The sequence below is a fragment of the Clostridium sp. C1 genome, assembly GCF_018223625.1.
GTDB lineage: Bacteria > Bacillota_I > Bacilli_A > Erysipelotrichales > Coprobacillaceae > Allocoprobacillus.
The window spans coordinates 222,441-248,547 of sequence record NZ_CP073631.1 but is presented as its reverse complement, the minus strand read 5'-3'; the positions used below and the strand labels follow the sequence as shown (position 1 = coordinate 248,547).

Genomic DNA, 26,107 nt, shown 5'->3' with positions numbered 1-26,107 from the left:
AAATATAGAAATAGGAGGTATGGAAAATGGATAATTGTATTTTTTGTAAGATTGCCAATCATGACATTCCGGGTAAAATTATTTATGAAGATGATGTCTGTATGGCTTTTCTTGATTTAAGTCAGACAACAGATGGACATACTCTTGTGATACCAAAAAAACATTATGCTCATATTTTAGAGGTTGATCAACAAACCTTAGCTCATATGATGGATATTGTTCAAAAAGTTGCTTTACAAATTCAAAGTACACTTCATGCCAAAGGATTTAATATAATTACAAATATGAATGAAGTTGCAGGACAAACAGTTCATCATTTTCATATTCATATTATTCCTCGTTATGACCAGCATGATGGATTTGAAGCTCATTATTTAGATCGTAGTCAAGATGCCAATTTAGATGATATTTACCAGAAAATAACAGGATTGAAATAAACAAGAGTGTTATAACTCTTGTTTTGCGTTTTATACTAACAAAGGAGAATACAATGCGTAAAATAAGAATAAATATGTTATCGAATGCTGATAAAGTGCATGGTCAAGGTGTCGGAAGTGCTTATCTTGAACAAGTTGCCTTAGTCAAGAATGAATTAAGTGAATATTTTGATGTAGTGATTAACGATTCTAAACCTGCTGATATTATTCATTGTCATACAATCTTACCACAATATCTGATGAAGATGAAAAGAAATAAAGGAGTCAATGTAGCCTATGTCCATTTTTTACCAGATACTTTAGATGGAAGTATTCAATTACCGAGCTCGGCATTAGCAGTATTTAAAAAGTATATTACTCATTTTTATAATACTGCAGATTATTTGATTGTTGTGAATCCTATTTTTATTAAAGATCTGGTACGTTTTGGTATTGATAAACATAAAATTCAATATATTCCTAATTTTGTTTCTAAAGAAACTTTCTATAAACAGGAACAAAATCATATTCTTCAAACAAGGGATCAATATCACATTGATAGAAAGCAATTTGTTGTTTTAGGTGTAGGTCAAGTACAAACACGTAAGGGTGTTAAAGATTTTATTGAGGTAGCGAAAATGTTACCAGATATGACTTTTGTCTGGGCTGGAGGTTTTTCTTTTGGAAAGATTACAGATGGTTATGAAGAATTAAAACAGTTGTATGAAAATCCACCTCAAAATGTTCACTTTATTGGTATTATTCCTCGCGAATCCATGAATGATATTTATAATATGGCTGATATGCTTTTTATGCCTTCGTATAACGAGCTTTTTCCTATGTCAATATTAGAAGCTATCAATAGTCAAAAACCTCTTTTATTAAGGGATTTAGAACTTTATGAAGACATTCTTTTCCATAAATATTTAGTTGCAGATAATAATAAGGATTTTGCTCAAATCATACAAAATTTAAAAAATGATTCATCCCTTTATCATCAATATCAACAGGCATCTTATGAAATAAGTCAATATTATTCTAAAGAACATGTTAAAGAAATGTGGAAAGATTTCTATCTTCACATTGCACAAAAAAAGCTCTTATAAGTTATCAGAACTTATAAGAGCTTTTTAATCATACATTTTAGGTTTATATATCATTCTATTATCTAATGAAAAGACTCTCTTAGATGTTTCTCCTGCTTCCAGAGTTTCCAATGTTTTATCAAACATATTCATTCTAGCATCCATATTATCAATCATATGCAACATTTCTGCTTCTCTAATCTGTGGTAAAACAGGTGAACCAAATTCATTTTTTCCATGATGAGATAAAATCATATGCTGTAATAATGTCACTTCTTCACCTTCAATATTCAACTCTTTGGCAGCTGCATAAACCATTGATTGAGCAATAGAAATATGTCCAAGCATTTGTCCTTCAAAAGTATAGCTAGGAACAACAGGTCCACTCAATTCAACTGTTTTTCCAATATCATGAAGTAAAATACCTGCATATAATAAATCAGCATTCAATTCTGAATAAACACTCATCAAAGCATCAGCAACTTTCAACATAGATAATGTGTGATAAGCTAACCCTGATGTAAAAGCATGATGATTTTTGCTGGCAGCTGGATAAATCTTCATCTTTTCAAAGTTTTGTTCTATAAGATGTTTTGTAATAACATAAAGCTTAGGATTAGAAATACGCTGAACATATTGTTTCAATTCATTCATCATCATCTCATCATTCATTGGTGCTTTTGCTAAAAACTGCAACTGTAATGAGTGCTGATATGAAACATCATCTATAGAAATAATTTTCATCTGACGATTATCACTATACTTAATAATATCACCTTTTGCTCTGACAACAGCTCCTGCCTTTAATGATTCAATATGTTCCTGACTGGCATTCCATAATTTAGCATCAATTGTCCCAGTTTCATCTTGAAAAACAATACTTAAATAATTACTTTTATGTGCACCATTTGTCTTTCCTAAAGTGATATGTGAAATCATAGCTGTAAATTCTACATTATCATCTCCACATTTCATATCTTTAATTTTAATCATTTGTGTCCTCCCATAATTGTTCAATAATTTCTAAAACATCATCATATTCATATCCTTTTTGGACAAGAAAAGTAATAATTTTACTTTTTAAAATATGAGATTGATATCTATTTTTATAACGATTATAAACACGATAATATTCTTTAGTTAATAAATTCATAGTGTGTTCTTTAGGTATTGAAAAATCGAAATTCTCAATAGCTTTTTCTACAACATCTTGTGAAAAACCTTTATTAAATAATTTATTTCTGATGGTTTGAATTAAAGCATATTGAGGTCTACTTGTATTTTCATTATAAAGCTTTTGAACTAACTCTATCGCCTTATCATATTCCAAATCTTGTGAGTATTCCTCTAAAAACTCATCAATAATAAAAGGCGAAACACCTTCTTTTTTAAGATGGTGAATAATCTTATTTATTCCCATCCCTAATCGAGTTGCTTTTTGAAAATAACTCTGTGTATATTCAACATCATCAATAAGATTCTTTTGCATTAATAAATCCATTGTCATTTCAACTTGAATATCATCAAAATCTCCTTTATCCATCAGCTTCTTTTGCATTTTCGCATAAGTATAATCTTTATACGTCAAATATTTTAAAGCTAGTTTATATGCTCTAGAAACCTGCTCCTGATCTTTTAATGCATCTAATTCTTCTCTATCAACAACCTGACCAACTGATAAACCATAACGTTCTATGACTTGTCCAGAAAGCGTCAACAAAATTTGATGATGGTCAAATTGAAATGCGACAGTATATTGATGATTATTTTCAGGAGTGATAGATACAACTTGATAACAGTAATGGTGCTTTGATAAAGCCAATTCATATGTCTGAATTATTTTTTGATAAAAATTTTCACTGCTATATTTTTGTGCATCATTTCTAGCTTGATAAGAAAGTTGTTGAAGATCACTTTGAGAAAGCTGAATAATTTTTTGAACCAAATCTTCTTGATTTTTAAAGAAATAACCATTTTGCCCATTTACAATAACGCCATCCAGATTTTTATCATAACGTGCTAAAACAGGCAAGCCACTAGCCATTGCCTCTATAAAAGTCAATCCCTGTGTTTCCGTCATAGAAGCTGATACAAATAACTGTGCAGCATGATAAAATGAGGGTACATAAATGCTTTCTTTTGGGCCTGTAAAAAAGATAAAATCCTGTAATTTTTTTTGTTGAACAATCGTTTTCAATTCCTCTAATTGAGGTCCTCCTCCTACAATCATTAAACAAATCTTTTGATTAATTTTGACTATGTCTTGCATTGCATCAATAAGAATCTCTATACTCTTTTCAGGAGCAATACGACCTAAAAATATTACAACAAATTTATCTTGTAGATGATATTGTGTTTGGATATCATCTACAAGTTTCTGATTCTTATTTTCAATTGAAAATGATTCTAACTCTAATCCTGTAGGAATAACATGGATAGAATTGGTGATGCCATATGTTTTTAACACATCTGCCGTTTTTTGAGAAGGAACAATCAATTCAGAACAACTATTTCCATATATTTTAGAAATTTTTTCAATGATTTTTTTAGCAGCCTGGTCAACTGCTTTTAAATTGCCAGGTGTTATATAATGAGAATAATCAGCCCACATCGTATGATACGTATAACATACAGGAATATTTAAAATTTCACCCGCAATTTTTCCAAAAATACCAATACCAAATTCTGTCTGGACATGAATAATATCTGGCTGAAATTCTTTTAATTCTTTCATACCTTTAAATGAATATATATTAGATGCACGATATCCATATAATTTTTTTAAATCAATACCAGGTAATCGTAAAATATCTTGATCTTCATCTATATAATCACTATTGTGTGGTAATATTGTTGTCACCACCAGAACATGATGTCCATGCTTCTTTAATTCTTTTTTTAAAATGTGTGTAGATGTGGCAACTCCATTAATATCTGGTAAGTATGTGTCACTAAACAAGGCTATATTCATATCATTACTCCAATCTTGTACGATTAATTTCTTTATCTAATGAAAAGACTAATGCACCTATAATAAGACCCATATAATATGACATAAATCGCCATAAAAACATTGATGAAGAAACACCAACAGGTCCTAAAAAACTAAATAGTAAAAGGTAAACACCTTCACTTCCTCCACTTGCTCCGGGAATTGGTAAAAAAGCATTAATAAGATATATACATGAACACAATCCAATAAAATCCAAAAAATCTGTCATTGTGACATTTAAATTAAGAGCTTTAGCAGCAAAGAAAGGCATACTATATATAATTGTTAATTTGATAAAATTACATATACATGAACGAATCAAGACAGGTTTGTTTTTTTGTAAAAATTTTAATTGATCTCTAAAATCAGCTAAATAATTTTTAACTTTAAAACATGTTGATTCATAGTCTTTAACTATATGGACTTTATATAGTAATTTTAATACAGTATGAGTTAAAAAATTTTGTAAAATACGTGATTTGGCTCCACCAAATAGAGCTGCAATCACGATAAAATTAATCAAAAAGCCAAGCATAACCAAGCTAAAAATAGCAGGTTGACTCATAAAATACTGATATTTAAATATTAACACAACACCCGTATAAATGACAAGTACACTTTGATAACAGATAAAACACATTAAAAGGATACTTGCAGAATATGTAGGTGCGATACCTTGCTTATTAAAAATATATACTTGAGCAAATTGTCCCCCACTGGCAAAAGGAGTAATACCATTAAAAAAAGTACCACTAATAGCATTAACAAAAGATTGTTTATAAGTATAATCTTTTTTGTATGCTCGTCCAAAATAGAGAAGGGAAAAAGCATCAAATATATAGTATAAAAACATAACTATAGACATTAAAACAATCCATAATATTTTCGCATGAGTAAAAGCATTGATTACTTGCTTCCACTGATTACCAATAGATAAACAAACGACTGTTGCACTAATAATGACTATAATAGCGATATTTAAAATATATTTTTTTTTACCATTTAACATATTAGCTAATAATTGCAAGCAATTATTAAATCCTCCCTTCTCTTTTATAATAATATAGAATAACGTAGAGATTTCCTATAATCATTTTACTACAAAAGAGCAATGAAGTGAATAAAAAAAGGACGGAACCAGAAGAAGACTGGACCGTCATGTGAACTGGCAGCGTGCTATTGTCGCAGTTGCCCACTATCTTCGCCGCTATGATGCTTAACTTCTGTGTTCGGCATGGTTACAGGTGTGTCCATCATGCCTTCGCCACCAGATCATCTGAGCACGAACGCTCAAAACTGAACAGCTTCCTTCCTCCCACTTCTTATGGCTAAGCTCTCGGTCTATTAGTATCATTCAGCTCAGCATGTCGCCATGCTTGCACCCATGACCTATCTACCTCCTCGTCTTGGAGGGACCTTCCTTCCGAAGAATGGGAAGTCTCATCTTGGAGGGGGCTTCACGCTTAGATGCCTTCAGCGTTTATCCCTTCCGGACTTGGCTACCCAGCTGTGCCACTGGCGTGACAACTGGTGCACCATCGGTCCGTCCACCCCGGTCCTCTCGTACTGAGGGCAGCTCTCCTCAAACTTCCTGCGCCCACGACAGATAGGGACCGAACTGTCTCACGACGTTCTGAACCCAGCTCGCGTACCGCTTTAATGGGCGAACAGCCCAACCCTTGGAACCGACTTCAGCTCCAGGATGCGATGAGCCGACATCGAGGTGCCAAACCTCCCCGTCGATGTGAACTCTTGGGGGAGATCAGCCTGTTATCCCCAGGGTAGCTTTTATCCGTTGAGCGACGGCCCTTCCATGCGGTGCCGCCGGATCGCTAAGCCCGACTTTCGTCCCTGCTCGACTCGTCTGTCTCGCAGTCAAACACCCTTCTGCCTTTGCACTCTGCGCATGGTTTCCATCCATGCTGAGGGTATCTTTGGGCGCCTCCGTTACTCTTTGGGAGGCGACCGCCCCAGTCAAACTGCCCACCTGACACTGTCCCGTCCTCAGTTCCATGAGGCCCGGTTAGAACTCCAATGCATCAAGGGTAGTATCCCAACGTCGGCTCCTCGAATACTGGCGTATCCGTATCTCAGCCTCCTACCTATCCTGTACATCATGCATCAGAGTCCAATATCAGGCTACAGTAAAGCTCCATGGGGTCTTCCCGTCTAGTCGCGGGTAACCTGCATCTTCACAGGTACTAAGACTTCACCGAGTCTACAGCCGAGACAGCGCCCAAATCGTTACGCCTTTCGTGCGGGTCAGAACTTACCTGACAAGGAATTTCGCTACCTTAGGACCGTTATAGTTACGGCCGCCGTTTACTGGGGCTTCGGTTCATGGCTTCGCTTTCGCTGACCACTCCCCTTAACCTTCCAGCACCGGGCAGGCGTCACCCCCTATACTTCGACTTGCGTCTTCGCAGAGAGCTGTGTTTTTGGTAAACAGTCGCTTGGGCCGTTTCACTGCGGCTCAGCTTCCACTGAGCACTCCTTCTCCCTAAGTTACGGAGTCATTTTGCAGAGTTCCTTAGCTATAGTTCTCTCGCTCACCTTAGGATTCTCTCCTTACCCATGTGTGTCCATTTTCGGTACGGGCAGAATGCAGTTATGCTAGAAGCTTTTCTTGGAAGCTGGCTTCAGACTCTTCTGTACTTATCGCAATGTTCCATCCGCTTCACGCCTTCGGGTTATGCCATCCGGATTTGCCTGGATGACCCCTACCTCGCTTGCTCCAGCTTTTCCGTCAGCTGGTTGTCCTAGCCTTCTCCGTCACTCCCTCGCCTGCACTCCGGTACGGGATTCTCCACCCGTTGTCCATCGACTACGCCTTTCGGCCTCGCCTTAGGTCCCGACTTACCCAGAGCGGACGAACCTTCCTCTGGAAACCTTGGGTCTCCGGTGCGTGGGATTCTCACCCACGTGCCGCTACTCACACCGGCATTCTCTCTTCCACACGCTCCACGACTCCTTCCGGTATCGCTTCTTCGCTGTCTGGAACGCTCCCCTACCATTTACATCGTAAATCCATAGCTTCGGTATCATGCTTAGCCCCGGTAAATTTTCGGCGCAGAGTCATTCGACCAGTGAGCTGTTACGCACTCTTTCAAGGATGGCTGCTTCTGAGCCAACCTCCTGGTTGTCTGTACATCTCCACATCCTTTTCCACTTAGCATGTATTTGGGGACCTTAGCTGATGGTCTGGGCTGTTTCCCTCTTGACCATGGACCTTATCACCCATGGTCTGACTGCCGTCCATGTCTTCATGACATTCGGAGTTTGATTATGCTCAGTACCTCGAGATGAGGCCATCACATATTCAGTGCTCTACCTTCATGCGACTTCCTGACGACGCTAGCCCTAAAGCTATTTCGGGGAGAACCAGCTATCTCCGGGTTCGTTTGGAATTTCACCCCTAGCCACAATTCATCCGCCAACGTTTCAACGGGGGTCGGTTCGGTCCTCCATCGGGTCTTACCCCGACTTCAACCTGATCATGGCTAGATCACCCGGTTTCGGGTCTATGACATGCAACTTTCGCCCTCTTCAGACTCGCTTTCGCTTCGGCTCCGCATCCCCTGCTTAACCTCGCTCCACATCATAACTCGCCGGCTCATTCTACAAAGGCACGCCATCACCCATTAACGGGCTCTGACTTCTTGTAAGCATATGGTTTCAGGTTCTCTTTCACTCCCCTCCCGGGGTTCTTTTCACCTTTCCCTCACGGTACTGGTCCACTATCGCTCACCAGGGAGTATTTAGCCTTTCGAGATGGTCCTCGATCCTTCCGTCAGGATTCCTCGTGTCCCGACTCAGGGCCTGCCTCGCCTTCCTCCACGACTTCGGATACGGGAGTTTCACCCTCTTCGCTGCGCCTTCCCCTGCGCTTCTCCTGTCATGTCAAATAGGCTTTATCGGCACCCCTATAACCCCATCATACGATGGTTTGGGCTCCTCCGCTTTCGCTCGCCACTACTTACGGAATCGTTCTTACTTTCCTTTCCTGCAGGTACTGAGATGTTTCAGTTCCCTGCGTATCGCCTCGATTCTTCATCGATGTCATCCTCATGGATGACGGGTTCCCCCATTCGGACATCGACGGGTCTTTGCATGCTTACTGCTCGCCGTCGCGTTTCGCCGTTTGCTGCGTCCTTCTTCGCCTCCTGGTGGCCAGGCATCCGCCATACGCTCTTCTTCGCTTAACCTAAAGTGTTCTCTTTTCGTGCTTTCTTAGTTTGCAACTAGATGATTTCGACCTTCTTCCTGATCTCTTTCATCTTTCGTTTCTTCGCTTTCTTGTAGAAAGTTTGCTGTTCAGTTTTCAATGTTCCTGCCTTGAATGCATCTTTCCAGATACACTCAAAACCAAACAGTATCCACATCTTCTCTTCTCCCTAGAAAGGAGGTGATCCATCCCCACGTTCCCGTAGGGATACCTTGTTACGACTTCACCCCAATCATCAGTCCCACCTTAGACAGCTCCCTCCTTGCGGTTGGGCCACCGGCTTCGGGTGTTACCAACTCTCATGGTGTGACGGGCGGTGTGTACAAGGCCCGAGAACGTATTCACCGCGACATGCTGATTCGCGATTACTAGCGATTCCAGCTTCGTGCAGTCGAGTTGCAGACTGCAGTCCGAACTGTGAACGGGTTTCTGGGTTTCGCTCCACCTCGCGGCTTCGCCTCCCTCTGATCCGTCCATTGTAGCACGTGTGTAGCCCAGGTCATAAGGGGCATGATGATTTGACGTCATCCCCGCCTTCCTCCTCCTTGCAGAGGCAGTCTCGCCAGAGTCCCCAACCTAATGCTGGCAACTGGCAACAGGGGTTGCGCTCGTTGCGGGACTTAACCCAACATCTCACGACACGAGCTGACGACAACCATGCACCACCTGTGTGAGATATATCTATCTCCCTGTCTCCAGGGCCTTTATCTCCATGTCAAGACCTGGTAAGGTTCTTCGCGTTGCTTCGAATTAAACCACATGCTCCACCGCTTGTGCGGGCCCCCGTCAATTCCTTTGAGTTTCATTCTTGCGAACGTACTACTCAGGCGGAGTGCTTATTGCGTTAACTCCAGCACTGAGGTCTGACCCCCAACACTTAGCACTCATCGTTTACGGCGTGGACTACTAGGGTATCTAATCCTATTTGCTCCCCACGCTTTCGGGACTGAGCGTCAGCTGCACCCCAGACCGCCGCCTTCGCCACTGGTGTTCCTCCATATATCTACGCATTTCACCGCTACACATGGAATTCCGCGATCCTCTGATGCTCTCTAGCTGTGCGGTTTCCACGGCTTACCGAAGTTTAGCTCCGGTCTTTCACCGCAGACCTGCACTGCCGCCTGCTCCCTCTTTACGCCCAATGATTCCGGATAACGCTCGCCACCTACGTATTACCGCGGCTGCTGGCACGTAGTTAGCCGTGGCTTCCTCATGAAGTACCGTCACGCACATGGCATTCCCTCCATCTGCCGTTCTTCCTTCATAACAGAAGTTTACATCACGAATGACTTCTTCCTTCACGCGGCGTTGCTCGGTCAGGCTTTCGCCCATTGCCGAAAATTCCCTACTGCTGCCTCCGTAGGAGTCTGGGCCGTGTCTCAGTCCCAGTGTGGCCGTCCACCCTCTCAGGCCGGCTACGCATCGTCGCCCTGGTGAGCCGTTACCTCACCAGCTGGCTAATGCGTCATAAGCCCATCCCTGTGCTATCCCGTGGGATATTTAACATAGTCGACATGCGTCCTCTATGCCTATGCGGTCTTAGCTGCCGTTTCCAGCAGTTATCCCCCTCACAGGGGCAGGTTGCTTATGTCTTACTCACCCGTTCGCCACTCAATGCCGAAGCATTGCGTCCGACTTGCATGTATTAGGCACGCCGCCAGCGTTCATCCTGAGCCAGGATCAAACTCTCCATTGTCCTTTTCTATCTTCAGACAATTTCATGTCTTCTTGACTCTTTCTTTTTTCCTATCTTTATTGACGTGTTTACTGTTCAGTTTTCAATGTCCCTGTGCCCTCTCGTCGAGTGCTCATCTATAATATCATCTATTCCTCCCCTTTGCAACCCTTTTTTTCATTTTTTTCGTTTTTTTATCCCTCTTTTTTTAAAAATTCTATTTTTTATTGATTTTATCAATGTTTTTTTGTTATTTTTTTAAAAAAGGATATCTATTTCAAACAAATATCCTTTACAAATAGATTCTTTTACTTTTTATAATGAACAGCAGCACTTATTGCAGATATTAATGTTGCACGTAATTGTCCTTTTTCTAAAGCTTCAACACCACAGATTGTTGAACCACCAGGCGAACAAACTTGATCTTTTAAAACACCGGGATGCTGTTGTGTTTTTTGTTGCATTATCGCTGCCCCTGCCAAAGTCTGTGATGCCAACTGATAAGCTAATGCTCTTGGCACACCCTCTTTAACTGCACCATCAGCTAATGCTTCAATCATCATATAAACAAACGCTGGTCCACAACCACTTAATGTTCCTGCTGTTGCCATCAAATGTGACGGTACAACTTCAACACAGCCAATTGCTTCAAACATTTTTCTTACGAATTCAAATTCTTCTTTTTTAAGTGAATGACGTTCTTCAATCAACGACATCCCTTGCTCTACTTGTACCGGCGTATTTGGCATAACAAAAATATGTCTTGTTGAATCATCCAATAATTGCTGATATTTTTCAAAATCATAACCTAAAACAATGGAAATCAGTGCTTTTTCCTTCAACTGTTCCTTATAAGGAATTAAAATCGATTCAACAACCTGTGGTTTAACACCTACAAATACAAACGCACTTTGATTGATAATCTGAGCGATATCCCTAGCCGTTTCAATACCCATCATATTCATTTTTTGAATCATCTTTATATCAATATCATATCCTATACAATCATATGGTTTTAAAAAACCAGATTGAATGATACCTTGTGCAATAGCTCCTGCCATATTACCAAAACCAATAAAACCTATTTTTTTCATCTTAACCTCCAAATAAAGAAAAGCTAACACATCTGTTAGCTTATAATTTTCTATTTCTTAAAAATGCTGGTACATCATCATCGTCATCATCTTCATACATTGATGGTTTCACAACGGATTCAAATGATGAGCTTTGTTTAACTGGTGCTGGTTCTTCTTCATCTTCAAATCCAGTCGCAATAACAGTTACAATAACTTGATCATCTAATTGTTCATTAATAGCAACACCTAAAACAGTATTGACATCATTACCTACCGCTTCTCTAATTGTTGCAAGAGCCGTATTTGCATCATATAAAGTAATATTTGTTCCACCAGTAACATTAACAATTGCATCTTTTGCACCTGCAATAGACACATCTAATAATGGTGATGAAATAGCTCTCATAGCCGCTTCTTCTGCTTTATTTTCACCATCACTCATACCAATACCAATAAGTGCAGAACCACGATCTTTCATAACTGATGAAACATCAGCAAAATCAAGATTAATAAAAGCAGGAATAGCAATCAAATCAGTAATTGTCTGTACCCCTTGTCTTAATACATTGTCTGCTTCTCTAAATGCTTCACCCATTGGTTTACGCCCAATAGCTTCTAATAGACGATCATTAGAAACAACAATAATAGAATCCACATTTTCTCTTAATTCAGCCAAACCACTTTTAGCCTGTCTTAAAACTTTAGGTCCCTCAAAAGTAAAAGGCGATGTAACAACTCCAACCGTTAAAGCACCTAATTCACGTGAAATTTTCGCAACAACAGGTGCCGCTCCCGTTCCTGTTCCGCCTCCCATTCCAGCAGCAATGAAAACCATATTAGCTCCAGATAAAGCTGTTTTAATTTCTTCTTCCGTTTCTAAAGCAGCCTTACGTCCAACTTCTGGATTACCACCTGCCCCTAAACCATGAGTCAATTCTTTACCTAAAACAATCTTATTTTCAATATCAATCCCTTTTAAAATTTGAGCATCAGTATTAGCTACATAGAAATCAACACCTTTGACTCCATCTTTTGCCATTCTTGCAACTGCATTGCAGCCACCACCACCAACACCAATGACTTTAATTTTCGCAACTTGAACAAAATCTAAATTCCCATCCATATTTCTATCCTCACTTTTATATTAATCTTCTTCACTAAATAAATTTTCAATTACTTTCGTCAATTTTCCCTTTTTCTTTGTATCTGAACTATAAGCAGTCTTTGTTTTCGTTAATCCTTTAAAACGAATACTCATCGTATTAGAAATATCTGGCAAAACGAGTGACGAATCTATTTGTCCAAAAATTTTCAAACGATCATTCAGATAATACATCATACCAAGACAAGAAACAAATGACATATCACGTGCTCCAATGGTATCAGGACGATAGGTTCTGACAGCACTATTTAAAACTTGTGTTGCAACCTCATCAATAGCCGGTAATTCTCCCCCGCCACCAACAATCACTGTTTCATAACTTCTACCGTCATTAATGACTTCTATTTTTGTCTTAATGACTTCCATAATCTCCTGAACACCTTCAGATAAGACATGCGCCAAATCTTTTTGAGTAAAATGCTTTTCCACATCATTTTGACTTGTTGTATGTATAACATCTTCATCTCCAATACGAAGATCACATGTTCCATATTTCACCTTATATAATTCTGCCTTATCCATAGGAATTTGCCATGATGTTGCTATTTTTCTTGTCAAATCATAACCACCCACATGAGCCTGTGCAATATATTTTAAATAACCATCTTCAAAAAAAGCAATCGTTGAATTACGATATCCAACATCAATTAAAATTGCCCCTTCTTGAAGATAAACATCATCAAATGCTTCCTTTGCACAAGCATAAGCATTAATTGTAATATCTAAAACTTCCACTCCAGCTTTTTCAACAGCGTTAATATAACCATATAATAACTTCTTTCTTGAAGTAATAACTAATGATTCCACTTTCAATGATGCTGATTTTTCACCAATTGGAATATCTTTCATTGATTTCGTATCCAAATAAAACATTGCTGGAATGACAGAAATAATTTCCTCATCTTCTTTTAAAGCAAAACGTTTGGAAAGTTTTAAAGCACGAACAATGTCCTCACTTGTAATTTGATCCAAAGGAGAATTAACTTTTGTAATCCCATCACTTTGATAGATATGGGCATGAAAAGACGGTATACATAAAGCCACTTTTGAAATCATTGCTCCCAGAGATTTTGATGCTTCATCAATAAGCTGTTTAATTTCACTGACAACAACAGGCATGTTTTCAATTTGACCTTTACGAATTCCATGACTAGTGATTTTCTTGGCAAAAAGCACATTAATATTTGCACTTACAACCTCACCAACAAGCAATTTAACCGTTGCACTTCCTATATCTAATACAGCATAGATATTCTTCATATACGCTTCTCCTTCAAAAAAATACTTCTTTACTATTGTAGCATAATTTTAATCATAAGAAAATATATAAATGACGAAAAAGAACTCATCAAGACAAAAAATAATGCATTTTAAAAATGCATTATTCACAATCTTTCATATAAACATAATTTCCCTCAAAACTAAAGACACATTTATTTTTAAATGCTTCTTTATTTGCCACATAATCATATCTATTATTGAGTTGATCAGCCATATCCTCAATACGTAAATATAAGATTTTTCCATCATCCATAATAAATTTCAAACGTGTTTCATCAGCTTTTTGAGGATCATACAAAATATCACTCGTCTGACTTTTAACAATTTCTGGAATCTTTACGTATTCTTTAGCAAACTGCTTTAATAATTTTAAATCTTTAAATTGCGTTATACGTGGTGTTGCCTGCAACGAGGTAATTAAATCTTGATCTTTCGTTTCACTGACATTACCCAATTCATCAATAACATATGTCTTTTTACCAATAACACAATAAGCGACCTTTTGAGCCTCCTCTATTTCAATACGGACGGACCCTAGTAACGATTTGGTAACTCTCACCTTTTTAATAAATGGTAATTGTGAAATTTCATCTTCAACATGACCTGTATTGACAAACAAAAGCACATCTCCTTTATGAACAGAAATGGTATCCAAAATTTCTTCTTTTGAAACTTCCTGCTGTCCTTCAATCACAATAGTTTGCACACGGGAATAATCACTTATAAAATATCCTGCAACCAGCAACAACAACAAAAGAACAATAACAATTTTAATTTTACGTTTTAATTTTTTCTTCTTTCTATTTTTTCTTAAAAGCTGAGTCTGATTTTCATCATGTTCATTAAAATAGTATTGTTCTTTAGCCATATCTTTCACCTACTCCCAATTAATTAAAATAACCTCTTTTTCCAGTTCCACACCGAAACGATTAAATACCGTTTTTTCAACCAATAAAATCAAATCCAATATATCTTTGGCACTGGCATAGCCATTATTCACAATAAAATTAGAATGTTTAGGTGAAACCTGTGCTCCACCAATTTCATAGCCTCTTAACTGGCATTCATCAATATACTGCCAAGCAGGTTTTTCATCAGGATTTCTAAAAATACTTCCAGCACTGGCAAAATTCCAAGGCTGTGTTGCCATACGTTTTTCTTTACGTTTATCTAAAACCTGCATAATATCTTTAGGATCACGTGATGTCATCGTAAAAGTTGCTTCTATCAATACCCAATCTTTATGTTTTTGTAAGATGGACTGACGATAATTAAATTGCATCTGCTCACGATTTAATGTCATAAGCTCACCTTTTTCATTCAATATCAAAGCCGATGTAAAAACATCACTTATACAATACTTGTAAGCCCCAGCATTCATATAAACGCCTCCACCAATCGTTCCTGGAATACCACCCATAAATTCAAAACCTGATAGTCCCACTTTAGCAGCTTCATATGCCAGATAAATCATACTGACTCCTGCTTGAGCTCGTATTTCCACACCATTAAAATGGACTTTATTTAAATTCTTTAATGAAAAGATAACCCCTTCATATTCTTTATCAGAAAACAACAAATCTGATCCTCTACCAATGACCATATGTTTAACCTGGTGTTCACGGCAATATTGTATTCCTCTTTTTAACGCTTCAATATTTTCAATATAAATAAATAATCTGGCAGGACCTCCTACTTTAAATGTTGTATGTTTATATAAAGGTTCATTTTCTAAAATTTCACCCAACTGTAAATCAACTAAATCATAAAATATATTTTCAAAATCCATGCTTATTTCCTTTCTAGTGTTTTCAAAATTTCTTGATATATATCTTCACAAGCATGTGGTTTTCCTAATTGACATGCATGAGCCTTGAATGATTGCAATAATGCCTGATCTTTTAATAATTCTCTAACCTCTTTTACAAATCTTTCGGCACTGAGGTCTTTTTCTAAAATCATACGTGCCGCTTTCGCATTCACTAATTCCATAGCATTATATTCCTGATGATTTTTAACGACATAAGGACTTGGAATAATAATAGAAGCCGCACCTAAAGCTGTAATTTCAGCTAAAGTTGTTGCTCCAGCACGTGATACAATAATATCACAGCTGGAAATTAGACTAGGCATATCATCAATATAACTAACAAGATGAATAGAATCTTGAAGATCACCTAATTCATTTTTCATCTCATCATAATAATTTTTTCCAGTGACATAAATCACATCATAATCATCATATTGCATTTGACGTAATGCTTCTTTCATCACACGATTAACAGATGATGATCCCAAGCTTCCCATCACAATCACAACTGTCTGACGATGAGGGGGAATCTGATAAAGATCATGAATATCTTTCAGTTTTTGATGAGCAACAACACTTGCTCGAGGATTCCCCAATAAAACAGTTTTATTACTTGGGAATTCATTATACGCTTTTTCATAACAACATACAATCTTATTCACTTTTTTTATTAAAACTTTATTTGTTAACCCAATAATTGAATTCTGTTCATGAATCATTGTTGGAATTTTAAGTTGGGATGCCGCCATGACAATGGAAGCACTTGGATAACCACCAAAACCAATCACAATATCCGGTTGAAATTCTTTTAAAATCTGTTTTGACTTTTTTAAAGATTTGATAAAAATGAAAGCATTTTTTAATTTTTGAATTGGATTTCCTACTAATCCTTTAACAGCTAATCCACGATATTCATAACCTAATTGTGGAACAACCTGTGATTCTAAACGATCTGTTGTTCCAACAAACAAAAATTCTGCATCTTGATCTTGTGTTTTTATATATTCAACAAGGGCTAAAGCAGGATACAAATGTCCACCTGTTCCCCCTGCACTCACAATTATTTTCATCTCTCACCACTCCTAGTTCTCATTATAACACATCCCGACAAGATTTCGAGATATTAATTAAAATTCCTATACTCATTAATGTAATAACCAAACTTGTGCCACCATAGGACATTAATGGTAAGGTTACACCTGTGACATTTCAATTACGATACTTATCAATACGTTTTATTTTTAATCAATTTTCATACTCATTTTTTGTTTCAAAATCTAAATATTTCCCTATATCAACTCGAAAAAAGACTTCAATATTTTTATCTTTATCTATCTCTATTTTATCAATAAGCTGATACATCAATTCATTGGTAGGCATCTCAAATTGCATAAATTGTTCAATTAATTCTTTACATTCTTTAATTTCATTGGAGTGATGATTATCATTTGATTTTTTTAGCTTTTCTTTCAATTCTTCCTGCTGTTTTTCTAAAGATTCTAGAACATTATCATATTTCTTTGCCATTAAAGAATATTGTCTAACACTGATCACATCATTTAATCTATCCTCATACAAATGACTTAAAATATTCTGATTTTTTTCCAATTCTTTATCAATATACTGAAGTTTTCTTTGAATTTCTTCTTCATCTTTTCGTTTTGTTCGTAAAGAATTCTCCAATAGTTTTTGATCATCATATTTTTCCATGAATCTTTTACCTATCTCTTTTAAAAAATGTAACATATCTTCTTCAAACAAGTCATAATTAATGCGATGACTACAACAAAGTCCGTATTTACTATATTTAGAATAATAATTACACTCAGTTGATAAAGAATATCCAGTTTTTATTTTCTTTCTATAGATACTAATATTGTGTCCACATTCTTTACACTTCAATAGTCCTTGAAACAAATACTTTTTTTCTTTTTTTGCACGATATTTTTTTGACTTATTTAATGTAACTTGTGCTTTATCAAAAAGTTCTTGACTTACAAGAGGTTCATGTGTGTTTTTCACAATAATCCATTGTGATTCTGGCAATTCAATAAGTTTTTTTGAATTATAACTTAATTTTTTCCATCTTCCTTGAACCATGTGCCCTAAATACATTTGATCACTACCAATAGCTTTAACAGTTTGAGGACGCCATATTCCATTACCTTCATTTAAACTTTTTTGACAATTTGTTCTATTCTCTTTTTTATAAATTGAAGGAATTGGAATATTCATAGCAGTAAGTCTATGTGCAATTGTACTTGTTCCAACACCTTCAGCTAACCATTCAAATATTTGAACAACAATGTTAGAAACATTTGAATCAGGAATAAGATGTTTAGGATTGTTAGGATCTTTCATGTATCCATATTTAGCATAAGTTCCTATATAATCTCCTCTTTTTCTTTTTGCATCAAATGTCGTCCTTATTTTTTTAGAAGTATCTCTCAAATATAAATCATTAACGCTTAATCGGATTCCTAACATAGAATCTCCTACATCAGAATCATAACCATCATTAATCGCAATAAATCTCACTTGCTTAGAAAGAAAATATTCTTCTATATAACTCCCAGTTTCATAAAGTTCTCTCCCCAAACGAGATAAATCTTTAACAATAACACAATTGATAAGACCTTCTTCTATATCTTTCTTTAGTTCTTCAAAGCCCGGTCTATTAAAATTTGAACCTGTAAATCCATCATCACTATAATGTCTTATAATTTTCAAATCATTAAATTTTGCAAATGATTCAATAATTATTTTCTGACTTTCAATAGATGAACTCTCATCTCCTCTGTCATCTTCTTTTGATAATCTTTCATATGCACCAACTAAATATCCAGAATAATTTGACTTTAAAGTATTCATAGTTTTACCAATCATTCCTCCTTAAATTGTTAAAAATAAACGTTCATCACCAAGATTATAACAAACACCTTTTCTCTTTCATAATGTGCGATGAATGCTTATCTTTTCCTATTTCTTTTTCTATTCTATGAAAGTTCACAAAAGAATAAGCTAAAAAAGAAACACTTATTTTGAGTGTTCCTTTCCTATTTCCTCTATATGACATGTATGTTTCTTTGTTTTCTTATCATAACTGATTCCGACAATCAGTAAGTTATCTTTATATTTCTCTAATCCTTTTGGATATTTTTTCTCTTTAATCTGATCTATCGCTGTCTTGACTTCTTGATTCCATTTCAGCTCTATAATCATAGCTGGTTTATCACGATATGGAATCAAAACAACATCTGCAAACCCTTCGCCTGTTGGCATTTCTCTTATCATTGTATAATGATTTCTAGCATAGATATATGCTAAAGCAAGTGTATATGACAATGCATTTTCATCATTGTAAGTCAGTATTGATGTGTTTAAATGTGCTTCTTCAATATATCTTGCGACAGCTTCTTCATCTTTTCTCCATGTTGCTTCTAAAAGTTCACGGCTATTTAATAAGGCTTTTGTCGTTTCTTCCCAGTTTGAATCTTCTATAGAATCAATAAAACTCGTTGATACTTCCTTGTTAGGAATATAGCAGGTATGATTTGAACTATTATATCCTAAATAACCAAGATGAATCAAAAGTGTCAAGACATCGTCCTTTGATTTGAATGTTGTCATATCATTTTGGAATTTGCTTGTATTAACATCTATACTCTCTCCTGATAATAGTTGAACGATATTATCCTTTAAATCATCAAAATTCATATCTATATAAACCTGTAGGGCTTCATAGGTTTCCGTTGATGTCCAATAGTTTCCAAATTGTTTTCTGACTATTGAAGAAACAACCGAACGGGGAGAAAAAGTTGAAATATCATTTGTCATGTGATACCCATCATACCACTGCTTCATTTCATCATAACTGATGTTATATTGAACACAAAGATTTTGCACTTCAGTTTCGGTAAATCCCATAAATTCAGATAATAATCCTGGATCAATCATAGAAATTTCTTCAAACATATTCAAAGCACTATGTGTTCCGTATTTCTTAATAGGCAGTATGCCTGTCATATAAGCGAGTTCTACATACGGCTTATCTTTCAATAGGTTTCTTAAGAAATCTAAATACTGTTTCTGTGCCTCTTTATCCTGTTTATATTCTCTAAAGATACAATCCCATTCATCTATGACAAAAATAAATTGATTCTTTGTGAATGCATATATATCTTCCAAAGATAACGAAAGATTTGTTTCATCAAAGAAAGTGATTGAATATTCCTGTTTGAGCTCATTTAAAATTCTCATTGTTAGTAATTGTATCATTTTATCAATATTGTGCGTATTACTTAAAAAGCTTTGCATATTGATATGAATGACATGATGTTGATTAAGATGTTCTAAATAATGATCAGTCTGACTGATTTTGAGTGAATCAAAAATATGATGAGAATCACAACCTTTAGAATAATAAGCAACAAGCATATTAGCATCTGTACTTTTCCCAAAACGTCTAGGTCTTGATACACAAATATATTTATTGACCTTATTTCTTAAATATTCAATATGTTGAATAAGCAATGACTTGTCAACATATATTTCCTTATTAACTGCTTCATAAAAATTTTGATTAGTCGGATTTAAATAAATTCCCATGCTTATCACCCTCTCTTTTCCATTATATCATTTCCATGCTCATTAATCATCTTTATTTTTATCTTACTTCTACAAAAATATAATAGACCTGATTTCATTATTATCATATTATTTAACTTTCATTGATTAAATGTGTGATTCTGTTGCTTATGATTAAAATATTTTATAAAACTATCTTCCATTATTTTCTTCATGTCATCTTTACCCATAGAAAAATTATATTTAATAGTATAATTTCTTACTCGTTTTTTTGGCATGAAAACACCTCCCTACATAAAACATATTTTGATTATGTAAAAAAATACCTACATAATGGATGACGATATTTTAAACTGATAACTCATGGCATGTTTATCCCCATACTCACAAATAAGCATTTATTCAATGCATTCATTTCTTCAATTGATAATTGACCTATCTTTTTTATGAGTCTTAATTTACTAATGGTTCTGATTTGTTCTAAAAGGACAATAGAATCTCGTATCAATTCATCTCTAGCAAGAACAACAAAATGTGTAGGTATCTGTTTTTTATGTTTTAGTAATGATGTCATAGATGCAATAATTGTTGTATCACTATAAAAATTACCAACATTATTTTGTAATATTAATACTGGTCTAACTCCTCCTTGCTCACTCCCTACAACCGGATCTAAATTAGCTAAATAAATTTCTCCTCTTTCAACATGAAAAATCATATATTCCTCACCTTTACTTTTCATTATGTATCCTAAAAGTTATCTGATTTTGGATTTATCTTATGATAAATGATAGATAACTTTTAGTTTTATTTATATATGTTTTTGACAACACTGATAGACTGCTTTGCATGTACAGTTCCACGAATCTTTATATTCTTTAAGGCAACATAAAGGAATCCATAGGATTTTCACCTATATAATGTCTTGTCTGCGACAATCGAATTGCTCGGACTATGACTCATTATGTGTATCATTATATTCTTACATAATCATCGCCTCATAGTTGCAAATTATGATTATCATCAAATAGAAGTCGCTCCCATTATTTCAATGATCATGGCGTATTTATGATTGGGCTTATATGTAAGTAACGTTATCAGCATTGTTATTCAGTTTTCAATGTGCTTTCAAGAGGTTTTAACCCCTTCACTTATATAGCCGATGAAAGCACTCATTTTCTTACATGTTTTTTAATTTATTTTTCAAACGATGTATCTTCATATATATTGTAGATGATTTTATCTTTAAAATTTCAGATATATCTTTCGTAGAATATCCCAAAATTTTAAGAAGAATAATGGTTAAAGTTGTTTTATCCGTTTGGTATAGATAATGAAGTAACGACTCATCTTCAATATCATTTAACAAATCTTCAACACTACAAATTTCTTTTTTATCATAATATGGCAAATTATAAAAAAATATATTGTCTGTCAAATTTTGTTTTTCTCTAATTCTACGCTCTAATTTAAAGGCATTCCAATCATATTTTCTTAATTCCATAATAATATCTTCATCTACATTTAATGAACGTAATAATCTTTCTTCCTGTTCTTTCCATTTCTTCCATTGACTTTCTTCTTTTGCATGATTATAGACCATATTTTTCCCTCCTCAATATTCAAATCAAAAAGAAAAATGGTGGTCCTCTGCTTAAAAAAAAGTCATGACTACTCATCATGACCTAAAAACAAATTTTTATCATATAAAAGTTTTAACTCATCCATTGTGACAATCAATACATCATGCTTATCACAAAGCATCTTAAATTCAGCAAATAATTCATCATAAATACAGATTCTTGTTTTATCATAAACAAAAATAATGTTTACCTTCTCATTGACAACATAATATATTAATTTTTCCATACCTCTGCTGCCAAAGTGTTTACCACTCCCTATTTCTCTAGCAACTGCAAAAACTTCAATATCAAGCATATCTGCATATTCTCTTAATACATCCTCCTGATACTCAAGTAAAGACTTTGCTTCCTCAGATAGCACTCGACAATAAATAAATACTTTTGATGTTTCCATTTTGTTTCCTCCTTCAGGGAAATATCCCTTCACCCTTTACATAAGAAACAAAATGAATTTTTCTCACTTTTTTAATTTATTTTTTAAAATTTGTTGTATTTTTATCTTTCTTTTTCCTACTGTAGAAACAGGGATATTCAATTCATTCGCCGTTTCTGAGATTGTCATTTCCTTTAAAAAAATACAGATTGCTATATTTTTATATTGATCAGGTAATTGATAAATCTCTTGAACAGCTTTTTTTGCTAAATCACTTACATATATTTGATGAACAAAATCAAACTTCTTATTTTTGCAAAAAATAAAAGAAGTAGCTAAATCCATGTCCGAATAATACTGGACTGAATTTGCTACTTCTCTTTCTTTGTTATACTTTATTTTCATGTAACTTCTAAGACAAGTTAAATATATTTCTTTATCTACTTCTACATATATTCGATTAACTTTTATAAAATATGTATTTAATCCATCCTTGTTTGTTATTCTTTTAAAATCTTCTTTTTCATAGTCATTAACTTTATACATTATATACCTCCAATAATTTAAATTTCTTTAAATCATTGGAGGTGGTGCTCTGATATAATAAATCATCTATTCTGAAAAACCTCTTTTTAATAGAATGACTCTATAATATATGAATAGACTAATCAAAAAATTAAACTTATTATTTTTCACACATTTTTTCAAATAATTTGCATTTGCTATTTTATATATCAAATTATTTGTAGATCAAGTACAAAATTTCACTAAATACTATACAGATAATTTTATATACATATTACGATTATTTTGTTTAATACAATCCTATAACACTTAAATTTAAAACTTTAACTGTACGTATATTGATTATTTTACACATTAAAATACCAGCTGCACGTAATTCAAAAATAGGTTTGACAGAAACTTTTTTTTGGCATAATAAAAGGCCCTCCTTTCGCTATAGTGATGAGAGTCTGTTACTCTCAATACCATGATAACAAAAGTGGGTCCAATCGTGCGTGTTAATGGTGTTTACATGTGAATTAAATATTATAAAATAGTGCTTAAACTATGTATCGGTGGTGCATAACGCGTGAAATAATCAACAAGTGACTCAGATGATCTATGAAATAATAAAAAATAAAAATATTCGAAACGAAATATATAATAAAAATGTAACAAAAATCGAAATATCTATCTTTTTTATTAACAACGAAGAAAAAGAAAAGACGATAAGCATAGCTATATTAACTAATATATAAACAATATAAACATGAGAAATAGGCAGCATCAAAATATCCATTAACAAATTAATTATTAAATATATAATTGCAGAAATAATAACCCAGCCAAAATAAATAGAATATATTCTTTTTCCAATTCTCACTTTTGACAATAATTCTACGTATGCATACTCTATGATAAAATGATAAATATACATAACATTTAAATATGATATAAGTATAGAAATCATTTGTAAAAAAATTTTATTTGAAAAAATATATTTTGTCATAAAATAATCTTGTGGATCTGTGACAAAAAACCCTAAGAGTACATTTGCGCAAACTAACATGATTATGTATTTAATATGCTTCATTCTTTATATAAAACACCATTTTCTAATTTATAAATAACACTAAAATTTAATTCTTCCATCATATCATGTGACGCAATAACTACTGATTTTCCGGATAGCACTAGTTCTTTGACAATTTTTTGAAATTTATTTATACTATCTGTATCTAACCCTCTTGTTGGCTCATCAAATAAAATCAAATTTTGATCCTCCATAATTGCTTGTATTATACCAACCTTTTGCCTCATTCCAACTGAATATGTTTTCATGGAAGACTTATCATTAATATCCAATTCAAAATACTCACATAGCTTTCCTATTTTATCTTCATCATAACGTCGTGTTAAGGAGGCTAGATATTTTAAATTAAATTTCATTGATTCTAATTCGATATATCCTGGATTTTCAATCAAGGCTCCTATTATTGTATTTTCAGCGATAGTAATTTTACCTTGTGTTGGTTCTAAAATATCACATATCATTTTTAATAATGTAGACTTTCCACTTCCATTTTTTCCATATAAATAAATAAGCTCACCTTTTTCTATTGAAAAATTTATATCTTTTAAAACTTCTTTATTCTTAAATTTTTTTGAAACATGCTCAATCTTTAACATCATATCTATCTCCTTTTTTAAACAAAATAAATCGATACAAAATAATAATGAAAAGTCAATTGAATTGCTATAGGAACAAATAAGCATAACATATTTTTATCAACAATTGACTGAAAAGAAATAATCAATGATCCTATTCCTATAATCAAAGTATAAATAACCATATAATAAACCAAAATACTCATCGTACCATTCTTAATTCCTGTGCTGTAGTTCAACATAAAGATGGAAAAAATTATAGAAAATGAGATACCTAAACAAATATTACTTAAAAAAATCTGCTTGATAAATGAATTGTATTTTTTTCTTGTAATAATGAAATTATTTATTTTTTGAATAACTAAATTCTTTTTAAATAACCATATAAAAAAACAATTATAAATAATTAGTGATGGATAATTTGATGAAACAATCATATTTATTGCATCGTCACGATTCATTATAATAATTACCGATAAAAACAAACACATAAAATATATTATATCCTTTTTGTTTATGCATTTAATCAAACAATTATTCATTTTTGTACTCCTTTATGAATCTTAATTTCATTAAAAATAAGCATAATACACTATACATTATGATTCCTAATAAAAATAATAATAAAGGGCTTGACTCAATCGCAGGCATATAAACGATTCCAGGATTTAAAATATAGGGTAAATATAATGAACCAATAAAAAGACGAAAAAAATAAATGGATATAGACGAAGCAACTATCGCTGGTAAAGTATATAATAATATTCCTAAAATAAGACCTAACCCTCTAAAAACGTATGTATTTTTAACAAAAACTTGCATATTATAAATGAGGCTTGCAAACAATCCGTACCCTATACTTGATAACAATATATAAATAATAATATTCAAAAGTTGATTTGAGCATATCATTCTCGTCATATCATAAACTGCATCATTATAGAAACTATTTTGAAATTGGAAATAAAATACATGAATAATTACACAAATAAAAATATTTAATAATACTACATAGATAAAAGTTGATAAAAAAATAAAAAACGTTTCTATTTCCATGTTATATTTATAACCTAGTCTTGTAATTTGAAAATTCGTAAAATTATTATTCTTCTGACTTATAAAATTAATTATATAAAGATTAGGAATAATAAATATCAAAAAAATGTATAAGAGTACGTACAAACCTGAATGCTGTATATAATAATAGAGTTTGTAGCCAACATCAGGTGATATAACTAATAACTCTTTAATTTCAGTAGCTGTATAACTACCATATTCCATACTGTATACAAAATGTACAATAAATGCTACAGCACAAAATGAAAATAATATATAAACATATATTTTTTTTAATTTAAATAACTCTTTTTGTTTTGAAAATGTATCCACTATATATTTCATTAACACACCTCCTCGTATAATATGTAATGTAAAATTTTGGTTTTATAGATTGTTAATTTCATAATCTATGTCTATACAAGTTATAATCAATCTTTTGATTCTATTTTCTATTTCAAAGATAATAGTTTTATTTTTGCGTTCTAAATCTATTCTTATCTTATATGTTCTACTCCTCAAAGCTTGATTTATACTTGAATAATTTTTCTACA

Annotated in this window: 22 protein-coding genes, 3 rRNA genes and 1 pseudogene; 2 read left to right on the top strand and 24 right to left on the bottom strand. The window is 33.9% G+C overall.

Annotation, left to right across the window (positions count from 1 at the left end):
* Positions 1 to 26: 26 nt before the first annotated feature.
* Positions 27 to 437: an HIT family protein gene (locus KEC48_RS01195; protein WP_087359595.1), complete on the top strand. Its 411-nt coding sequence runs from the start codon at positions 27 to 29 to the stop codon at positions 435 to 437.
* Between the two features lie 53 nt (positions 438 to 490).
* Positions 491 to 1,522 (top strand): glycosyltransferase family 4 protein, encoded by a 1,032-nt coding sequence (locus tag KEC48_RS01190; RefSeq protein ID WP_211963886.1) that lies wholly within the window; start codon positions 491 to 493, stop codon positions 1,520 to 1,522.
* A 24-nt stretch (positions 1,523 to 1,546) separates the two neighbouring features.
* Here KEC48_RS01190 and KEC48_RS01185 read toward each other — a convergent pair whose 3' ends face one another.
* The 24 genes and pseudogenes from KEC48_RS01185 to KEC48_RS01070 all read right to left on the bottom strand — a co-directional run bounded on the left by KEC48_RS01185 (position 1,547) and on the right by KEC48_RS01070 (position 25,898).
* On the bottom strand, positions 1,547 to 2,494 hold the full coding sequence (locus KEC48_RS01185; protein WP_211963884.1) for an HD domain-containing protein: 948 nt from the start codon (positions 2,492 to 2,494) through the stop codon (positions 1,547 to 1,549).
* Positions 2,487 to 4,472: a RecX family transcriptional regulator gene (locus KEC48_RS01180; protein ID WP_205090351.1), complete on the bottom strand. Its 1,986-nt coding sequence runs from the start codon at positions 4,470 to 4,472 to the stop codon at positions 2,487 to 2,489. The genes KEC48_RS01185 and KEC48_RS01180 overlap by 8 nt, the downstream gene beginning before the upstream one ends.
* Before the next feature lie 4 nt (positions 4,473 to 4,476).
* Positions 4,477 to 5,520: a lysylphosphatidylglycerol synthase transmembrane domain-containing protein gene (locus tag KEC48_RS01175; protein WP_211963882.1), complete on the bottom strand. Its 1,044-nt coding sequence runs from the start codon at positions 5,518 to 5,520 to the stop codon at positions 4,477 to 4,479.
* Between the two features lie 136 nt (positions 5,521 to 5,656).
* Positions 5,657 to 5,765 (bottom strand): 5S ribosomal RNA (rrf, locus tag KEC48_RS01170).
* Between the two features lie 52 nt (positions 5,766 to 5,817).
* Positions 5,818 to 8,698: ribosomal RNA gene (locus KEC48_RS01165) — 23S ribosomal RNA — on the bottom strand.
* Between the two features lie 36 nt (positions 8,699 to 8,734).
* Positions 8,735 to 8,875, bottom strand: a complete 141-nt coding sequence (locus tag KEC48_RS01160; protein ID WP_211962230.1) for a hypothetical protein — start codon at positions 8,873 to 8,875, stop codon at positions 8,735 to 8,737.
* Positions 8,876 to 8,891: 16 nt separating this feature from the next.
* A 16S ribosomal RNA gene (locus KEC48_RS01155) occupies positions 8,892 to 10,414 on the bottom strand.
* Together the 16S, 23S and 5S rRNA genes form the textbook arrangement of a ribosomal RNA operon.
* 287 nt (positions 10,415 to 10,701) lie before the next feature.
* Positions 10,702 to 11,487 (bottom strand): pyrroline-5-carboxylate reductase, encoded by a 786-nt coding sequence (gene proC / locus KEC48_RS01150; protein WP_205089628.1) that lies wholly within the window; start codon positions 11,485 to 11,487, stop codon positions 10,702 to 10,704.
* A gap of 40 nt (positions 11,488 to 11,527) precedes the next feature.
* The gene (gene ftsZ, locus KEC48_RS01145) at positions 11,528 to 12,592 is read right to left on the bottom strand and encodes a cell division protein FtsZ (RefSeq protein ID WP_211963874.1); all 1,065 of its coding nucleotides are present in this window, start codon (positions 12,590 to 12,592) and stop codon (positions 11,528 to 11,530) included.
* A gap of 21 nt (positions 12,593 to 12,613) precedes the next feature.
* Positions 12,614 to 13,891: a cell division protein FtsA gene (gene ftsA / locus KEC48_RS01140; RefSeq protein WP_087358522.1), complete on the bottom strand. Its 1,278-nt coding sequence runs from the start codon at positions 13,889 to 13,891 to the stop codon at positions 12,614 to 12,616.
* 121 nt (positions 13,892 to 14,012) lie between these two features.
* A complete protein-coding gene (locus tag KEC48_RS01135; RefSeq protein ID WP_087358524.1) occupies positions 14,013 to 14,780 on the bottom strand; it encodes an FtsQ-type POTRA domain-containing protein in 768 nt (255 codons plus the stop codon).
* A gap of 9 nt (positions 14,781 to 14,789) precedes the next feature.
* Complete coding sequence (murB, locus tag KEC48_RS01130; RefSeq protein WP_087358526.1) at positions 14,790 to 15,701, bottom strand: UDP-N-acetylmuramate dehydrogenase; 912 nt, start codon at positions 15,699 to 15,701, stop codon at positions 14,790 to 14,792.
* 2 nt (positions 15,702 to 15,703) lie between these two features.
* The gene (gene murG / locus KEC48_RS01125) at positions 15,704 to 16,792 is read right to left on the bottom strand and encodes an undecaprenyldiphospho-muramoylpentapeptide beta-N-acetylglucosaminyltransferase (protein ID WP_211963873.1); all 1,089 of its coding nucleotides are present in this window, start codon (positions 16,790 to 16,792) and stop codon (positions 15,704 to 15,706) included.
* A gap of 22 nt (positions 16,793 to 16,814) precedes the next feature.
* Positions 16,815 to 16,928 (bottom strand): annotated as a pseudogene (locus tag KEC48_RS01120) (FtsW/RodA/SpoVE family cell cycle protein); the annotation flags it as partial.
* Positions 16,929 to 16,967: 39 nt separating this feature from the next.
* Positions 16,968 to 18,608 carry a recombinase family protein gene (locus tag KEC48_RS01115; protein ID WP_211963869.1) on the bottom strand — a complete coding sequence of 547 codons (1,641 nt, stop codon included), beginning with the start codon at positions 18,606 to 18,608 and terminating at the stop codon, positions 16,968 to 16,970.
* Positions 18,609 to 18,758: 150 nt separating this feature from the next.
* Positions 18,759 to 20,330, bottom strand: coding sequence for an AAA family ATPase (locus KEC48_RS01110; protein ID WP_211963867.1), 1,572 nt, complete (start codon positions 20,328 to 20,330; stop codon positions 18,759 to 18,761).
* Positions 20,331 to 20,449: 119 nt separating this feature from the next.
* Positions 20,450 to 20,587 carry a hypothetical protein gene (locus KEC48_RS01105; protein WP_211963865.1) on the bottom strand — a complete coding sequence of 46 codons (138 nt, stop codon included), beginning with the start codon at positions 20,585 to 20,587 and terminating at the stop codon, positions 20,450 to 20,452.
* 83 nt (positions 20,588 to 20,670) lie between these two features.
* Complete coding sequence (locus KEC48_RS01100; protein ID WP_249191389.1) at positions 20,671 to 21,051, bottom strand: type II toxin-antitoxin system PemK/MazF family toxin; 381 nt, start codon at positions 21,049 to 21,051, stop codon at positions 20,671 to 20,673.
* 438 nt (positions 21,052 to 21,489) lie between these two features.
* The gene (locus KEC48_RS01095) at positions 21,490 to 21,912 is read right to left on the bottom strand and encodes a sigma-70 family RNA polymerase sigma factor (protein WP_211963857.1); all 423 of its coding nucleotides are present in this window, start codon (positions 21,910 to 21,912) and stop codon (positions 21,490 to 21,492) included.
* A gap of 68 nt (positions 21,913 to 21,980) precedes the next feature.
* Positions 21,981 to 22,346, bottom strand: coding sequence for a recombinase family protein (locus KEC48_RS01090; RefSeq protein ID WP_211963855.1), 366 nt, complete (start codon positions 22,344 to 22,346; stop codon positions 21,981 to 21,983).
* A gap of 63 nt (positions 22,347 to 22,409) precedes the next feature.
* Positions 22,410 to 22,871: a sigma-70 family RNA polymerase sigma factor gene (locus tag KEC48_RS01085; protein WP_211963852.1), complete on the bottom strand. Its 462-nt coding sequence runs from the start codon at positions 22,869 to 22,871 to the stop codon at positions 22,410 to 22,412.
* 1,047 nt (positions 22,872 to 23,918) lie between these two features.
* Complete coding sequence (locus tag KEC48_RS01080; protein WP_211963850.1) at positions 23,919 to 24,518, bottom strand: ABC transporter ATP-binding protein; 600 nt, start codon at positions 24,516 to 24,518, stop codon at positions 23,919 to 23,921.
* A gap of 17 nt (positions 24,519 to 24,535) precedes the next feature.
* Entirely contained in the window at positions 24,536 to 24,958 is a 423-nt protein-coding gene (locus KEC48_RS01075) for a hypothetical protein (protein ID WP_211963848.1), read from the bottom strand.
* Between the two features lie 73 nt (positions 24,959 to 25,031).
* Positions 25,032 to 25,898, bottom strand: a complete 867-nt coding sequence (locus tag KEC48_RS01070) for a hypothetical protein (protein ID WP_211963845.1) — start codon at positions 25,896 to 25,898, stop codon at positions 25,032 to 25,034.
* Between the last annotated feature and the right edge of the window lie 209 nt (positions 25,899 to 26,107).

Excerpts from the sequence above, each read along its gene's own strand:
- KEC48_RS01085 (WP_211963852.1), bottom strand. The coding sequence starts at position 22,871 with ATGTATAAAGTTAATGACTATGAAAAAGAAGATTTTAAAAGAATAACA.
- ftsA (WP_087358522.1), bottom strand. The coding sequence starts at position 13,891 with ATGAAGAATATCTATGCTGTATTAGATATAGGAAGTGCAACGGTTAAA.
- KEC48_RS01135 (WP_087358524.1), bottom strand. The coding sequence starts at position 14,780 with ATGGCTAAAGAACAATACTATTTTAATGAACATGATGAAAATCAGACT.
- KEC48_RS01095 (WP_211963857.1), bottom strand. The coding sequence starts at position 21,912 with ATGGTCTATAATCATGCAAAAGAAGAAAGTCAATGGAAGAAATGGAAA.
- murB (WP_087358526.1), bottom strand. The coding sequence starts at position 15,701 with ATGGATTTTGAAAATATATTTTATGATTTAGTTGATTTACAGTTGGGT.
- KEC48_RS01075 (WP_211963848.1), bottom strand. The coding sequence starts at position 24,958 with ATGAATCGTGACGATGCAATAAATATGATTGTTTCATCAAATTATCCA.
- KEC48_RS01080 (WP_211963850.1), bottom strand. The coding sequence starts at position 24,518 with ATGTTAAAGATTGAGCATGTTTCAAAAAAATTTAAGAATAAAGAAGTT.
- KEC48_RS01100 (WP_249191389.1), bottom strand. The coding sequence starts at position 21,051 with ATGAAAAGTAAAGGTGAGGAATATATGATTTTTCATGTTGAAAGAGGA.
- KEC48_RS01115 (WP_211963869.1), bottom strand. The coding sequence starts at position 18,608 with ATGATTGGTAAAACTATGAATACTTTAAAGTCAAATTATTCTGGATAT.
- ftsZ (WP_211963874.1), bottom strand. The coding sequence starts at position 12,592 with ATGGATGGGAATTTAGATTTTGTTCAAGTTGCGAAAATTAAAGTCATT.
- KEC48_RS01090 (WP_211963855.1), bottom strand. The coding sequence starts at position 22,346 with ATGGAAACATCAAAAGTATTTATTTATTGTCGAGTGCTATCTGAGGAA.
- proC (WP_205089628.1), bottom strand. The coding sequence starts at position 11,487 with ATGAAAAAAATAGGTTTTATTGGTTTTGGTAATATGGCAGGAGCTATT.
- murG (WP_211963873.1), bottom strand. The coding sequence starts at position 16,792 with ATGAAAATAATTGTGAGTGCAGGGGGAACAGGTGGACATTTGTATCCT.
- KEC48_RS01070 (WP_211963845.1), bottom strand. The coding sequence starts at position 25,898 with ATGAAATATATAGTGGATACATTTTCAAAACAAAAAGAGTTATTTAAA.
- KEC48_RS01105 (WP_211963865.1), bottom strand. The coding sequence starts at position 20,587 with ATGCCAAAAAAACGAGTAAGAAATTATACTATTAAATATAATTTTTCT.
- KEC48_RS01160 (WP_211962230.1), bottom strand. The coding sequence starts at position 8,875 with ATGTGGATACTGTTTGGTTTTGAGTGTATCTGGAAAGATGCATTCAAG.
- KEC48_RS01185 (WP_211963884.1), bottom strand. The coding sequence starts at position 2,494 with ATGATTAAAATTAAAGATATGAAATGTGGAGATGATAATGTAGAATTT.
- KEC48_RS01195 (WP_087359595.1), top strand. The coding sequence starts at position 27 with ATGGATAATTGTATTTTTTGTAAGATTGCCAATCATGACATTCCGGGT.
- KEC48_RS01190 (WP_211963886.1), top strand. The coding sequence starts at position 491 with ATGCGTAAAATAAGAATAAATATGTTATCGAATGCTGATAAAGTGCAT.
- KEC48_RS01110 (WP_211963867.1), bottom strand. The coding sequence starts at position 20,330 with ATGGGAATTTATTTAAATCCGACTAATCAAAATTTTTATGAAGCAGTT.
- KEC48_RS01180 (WP_205090351.1), bottom strand. The coding sequence starts at position 4,472 with ATGAATATAGCCTTGTTTAGTGACACATACTTACCAGATATTAATGGA.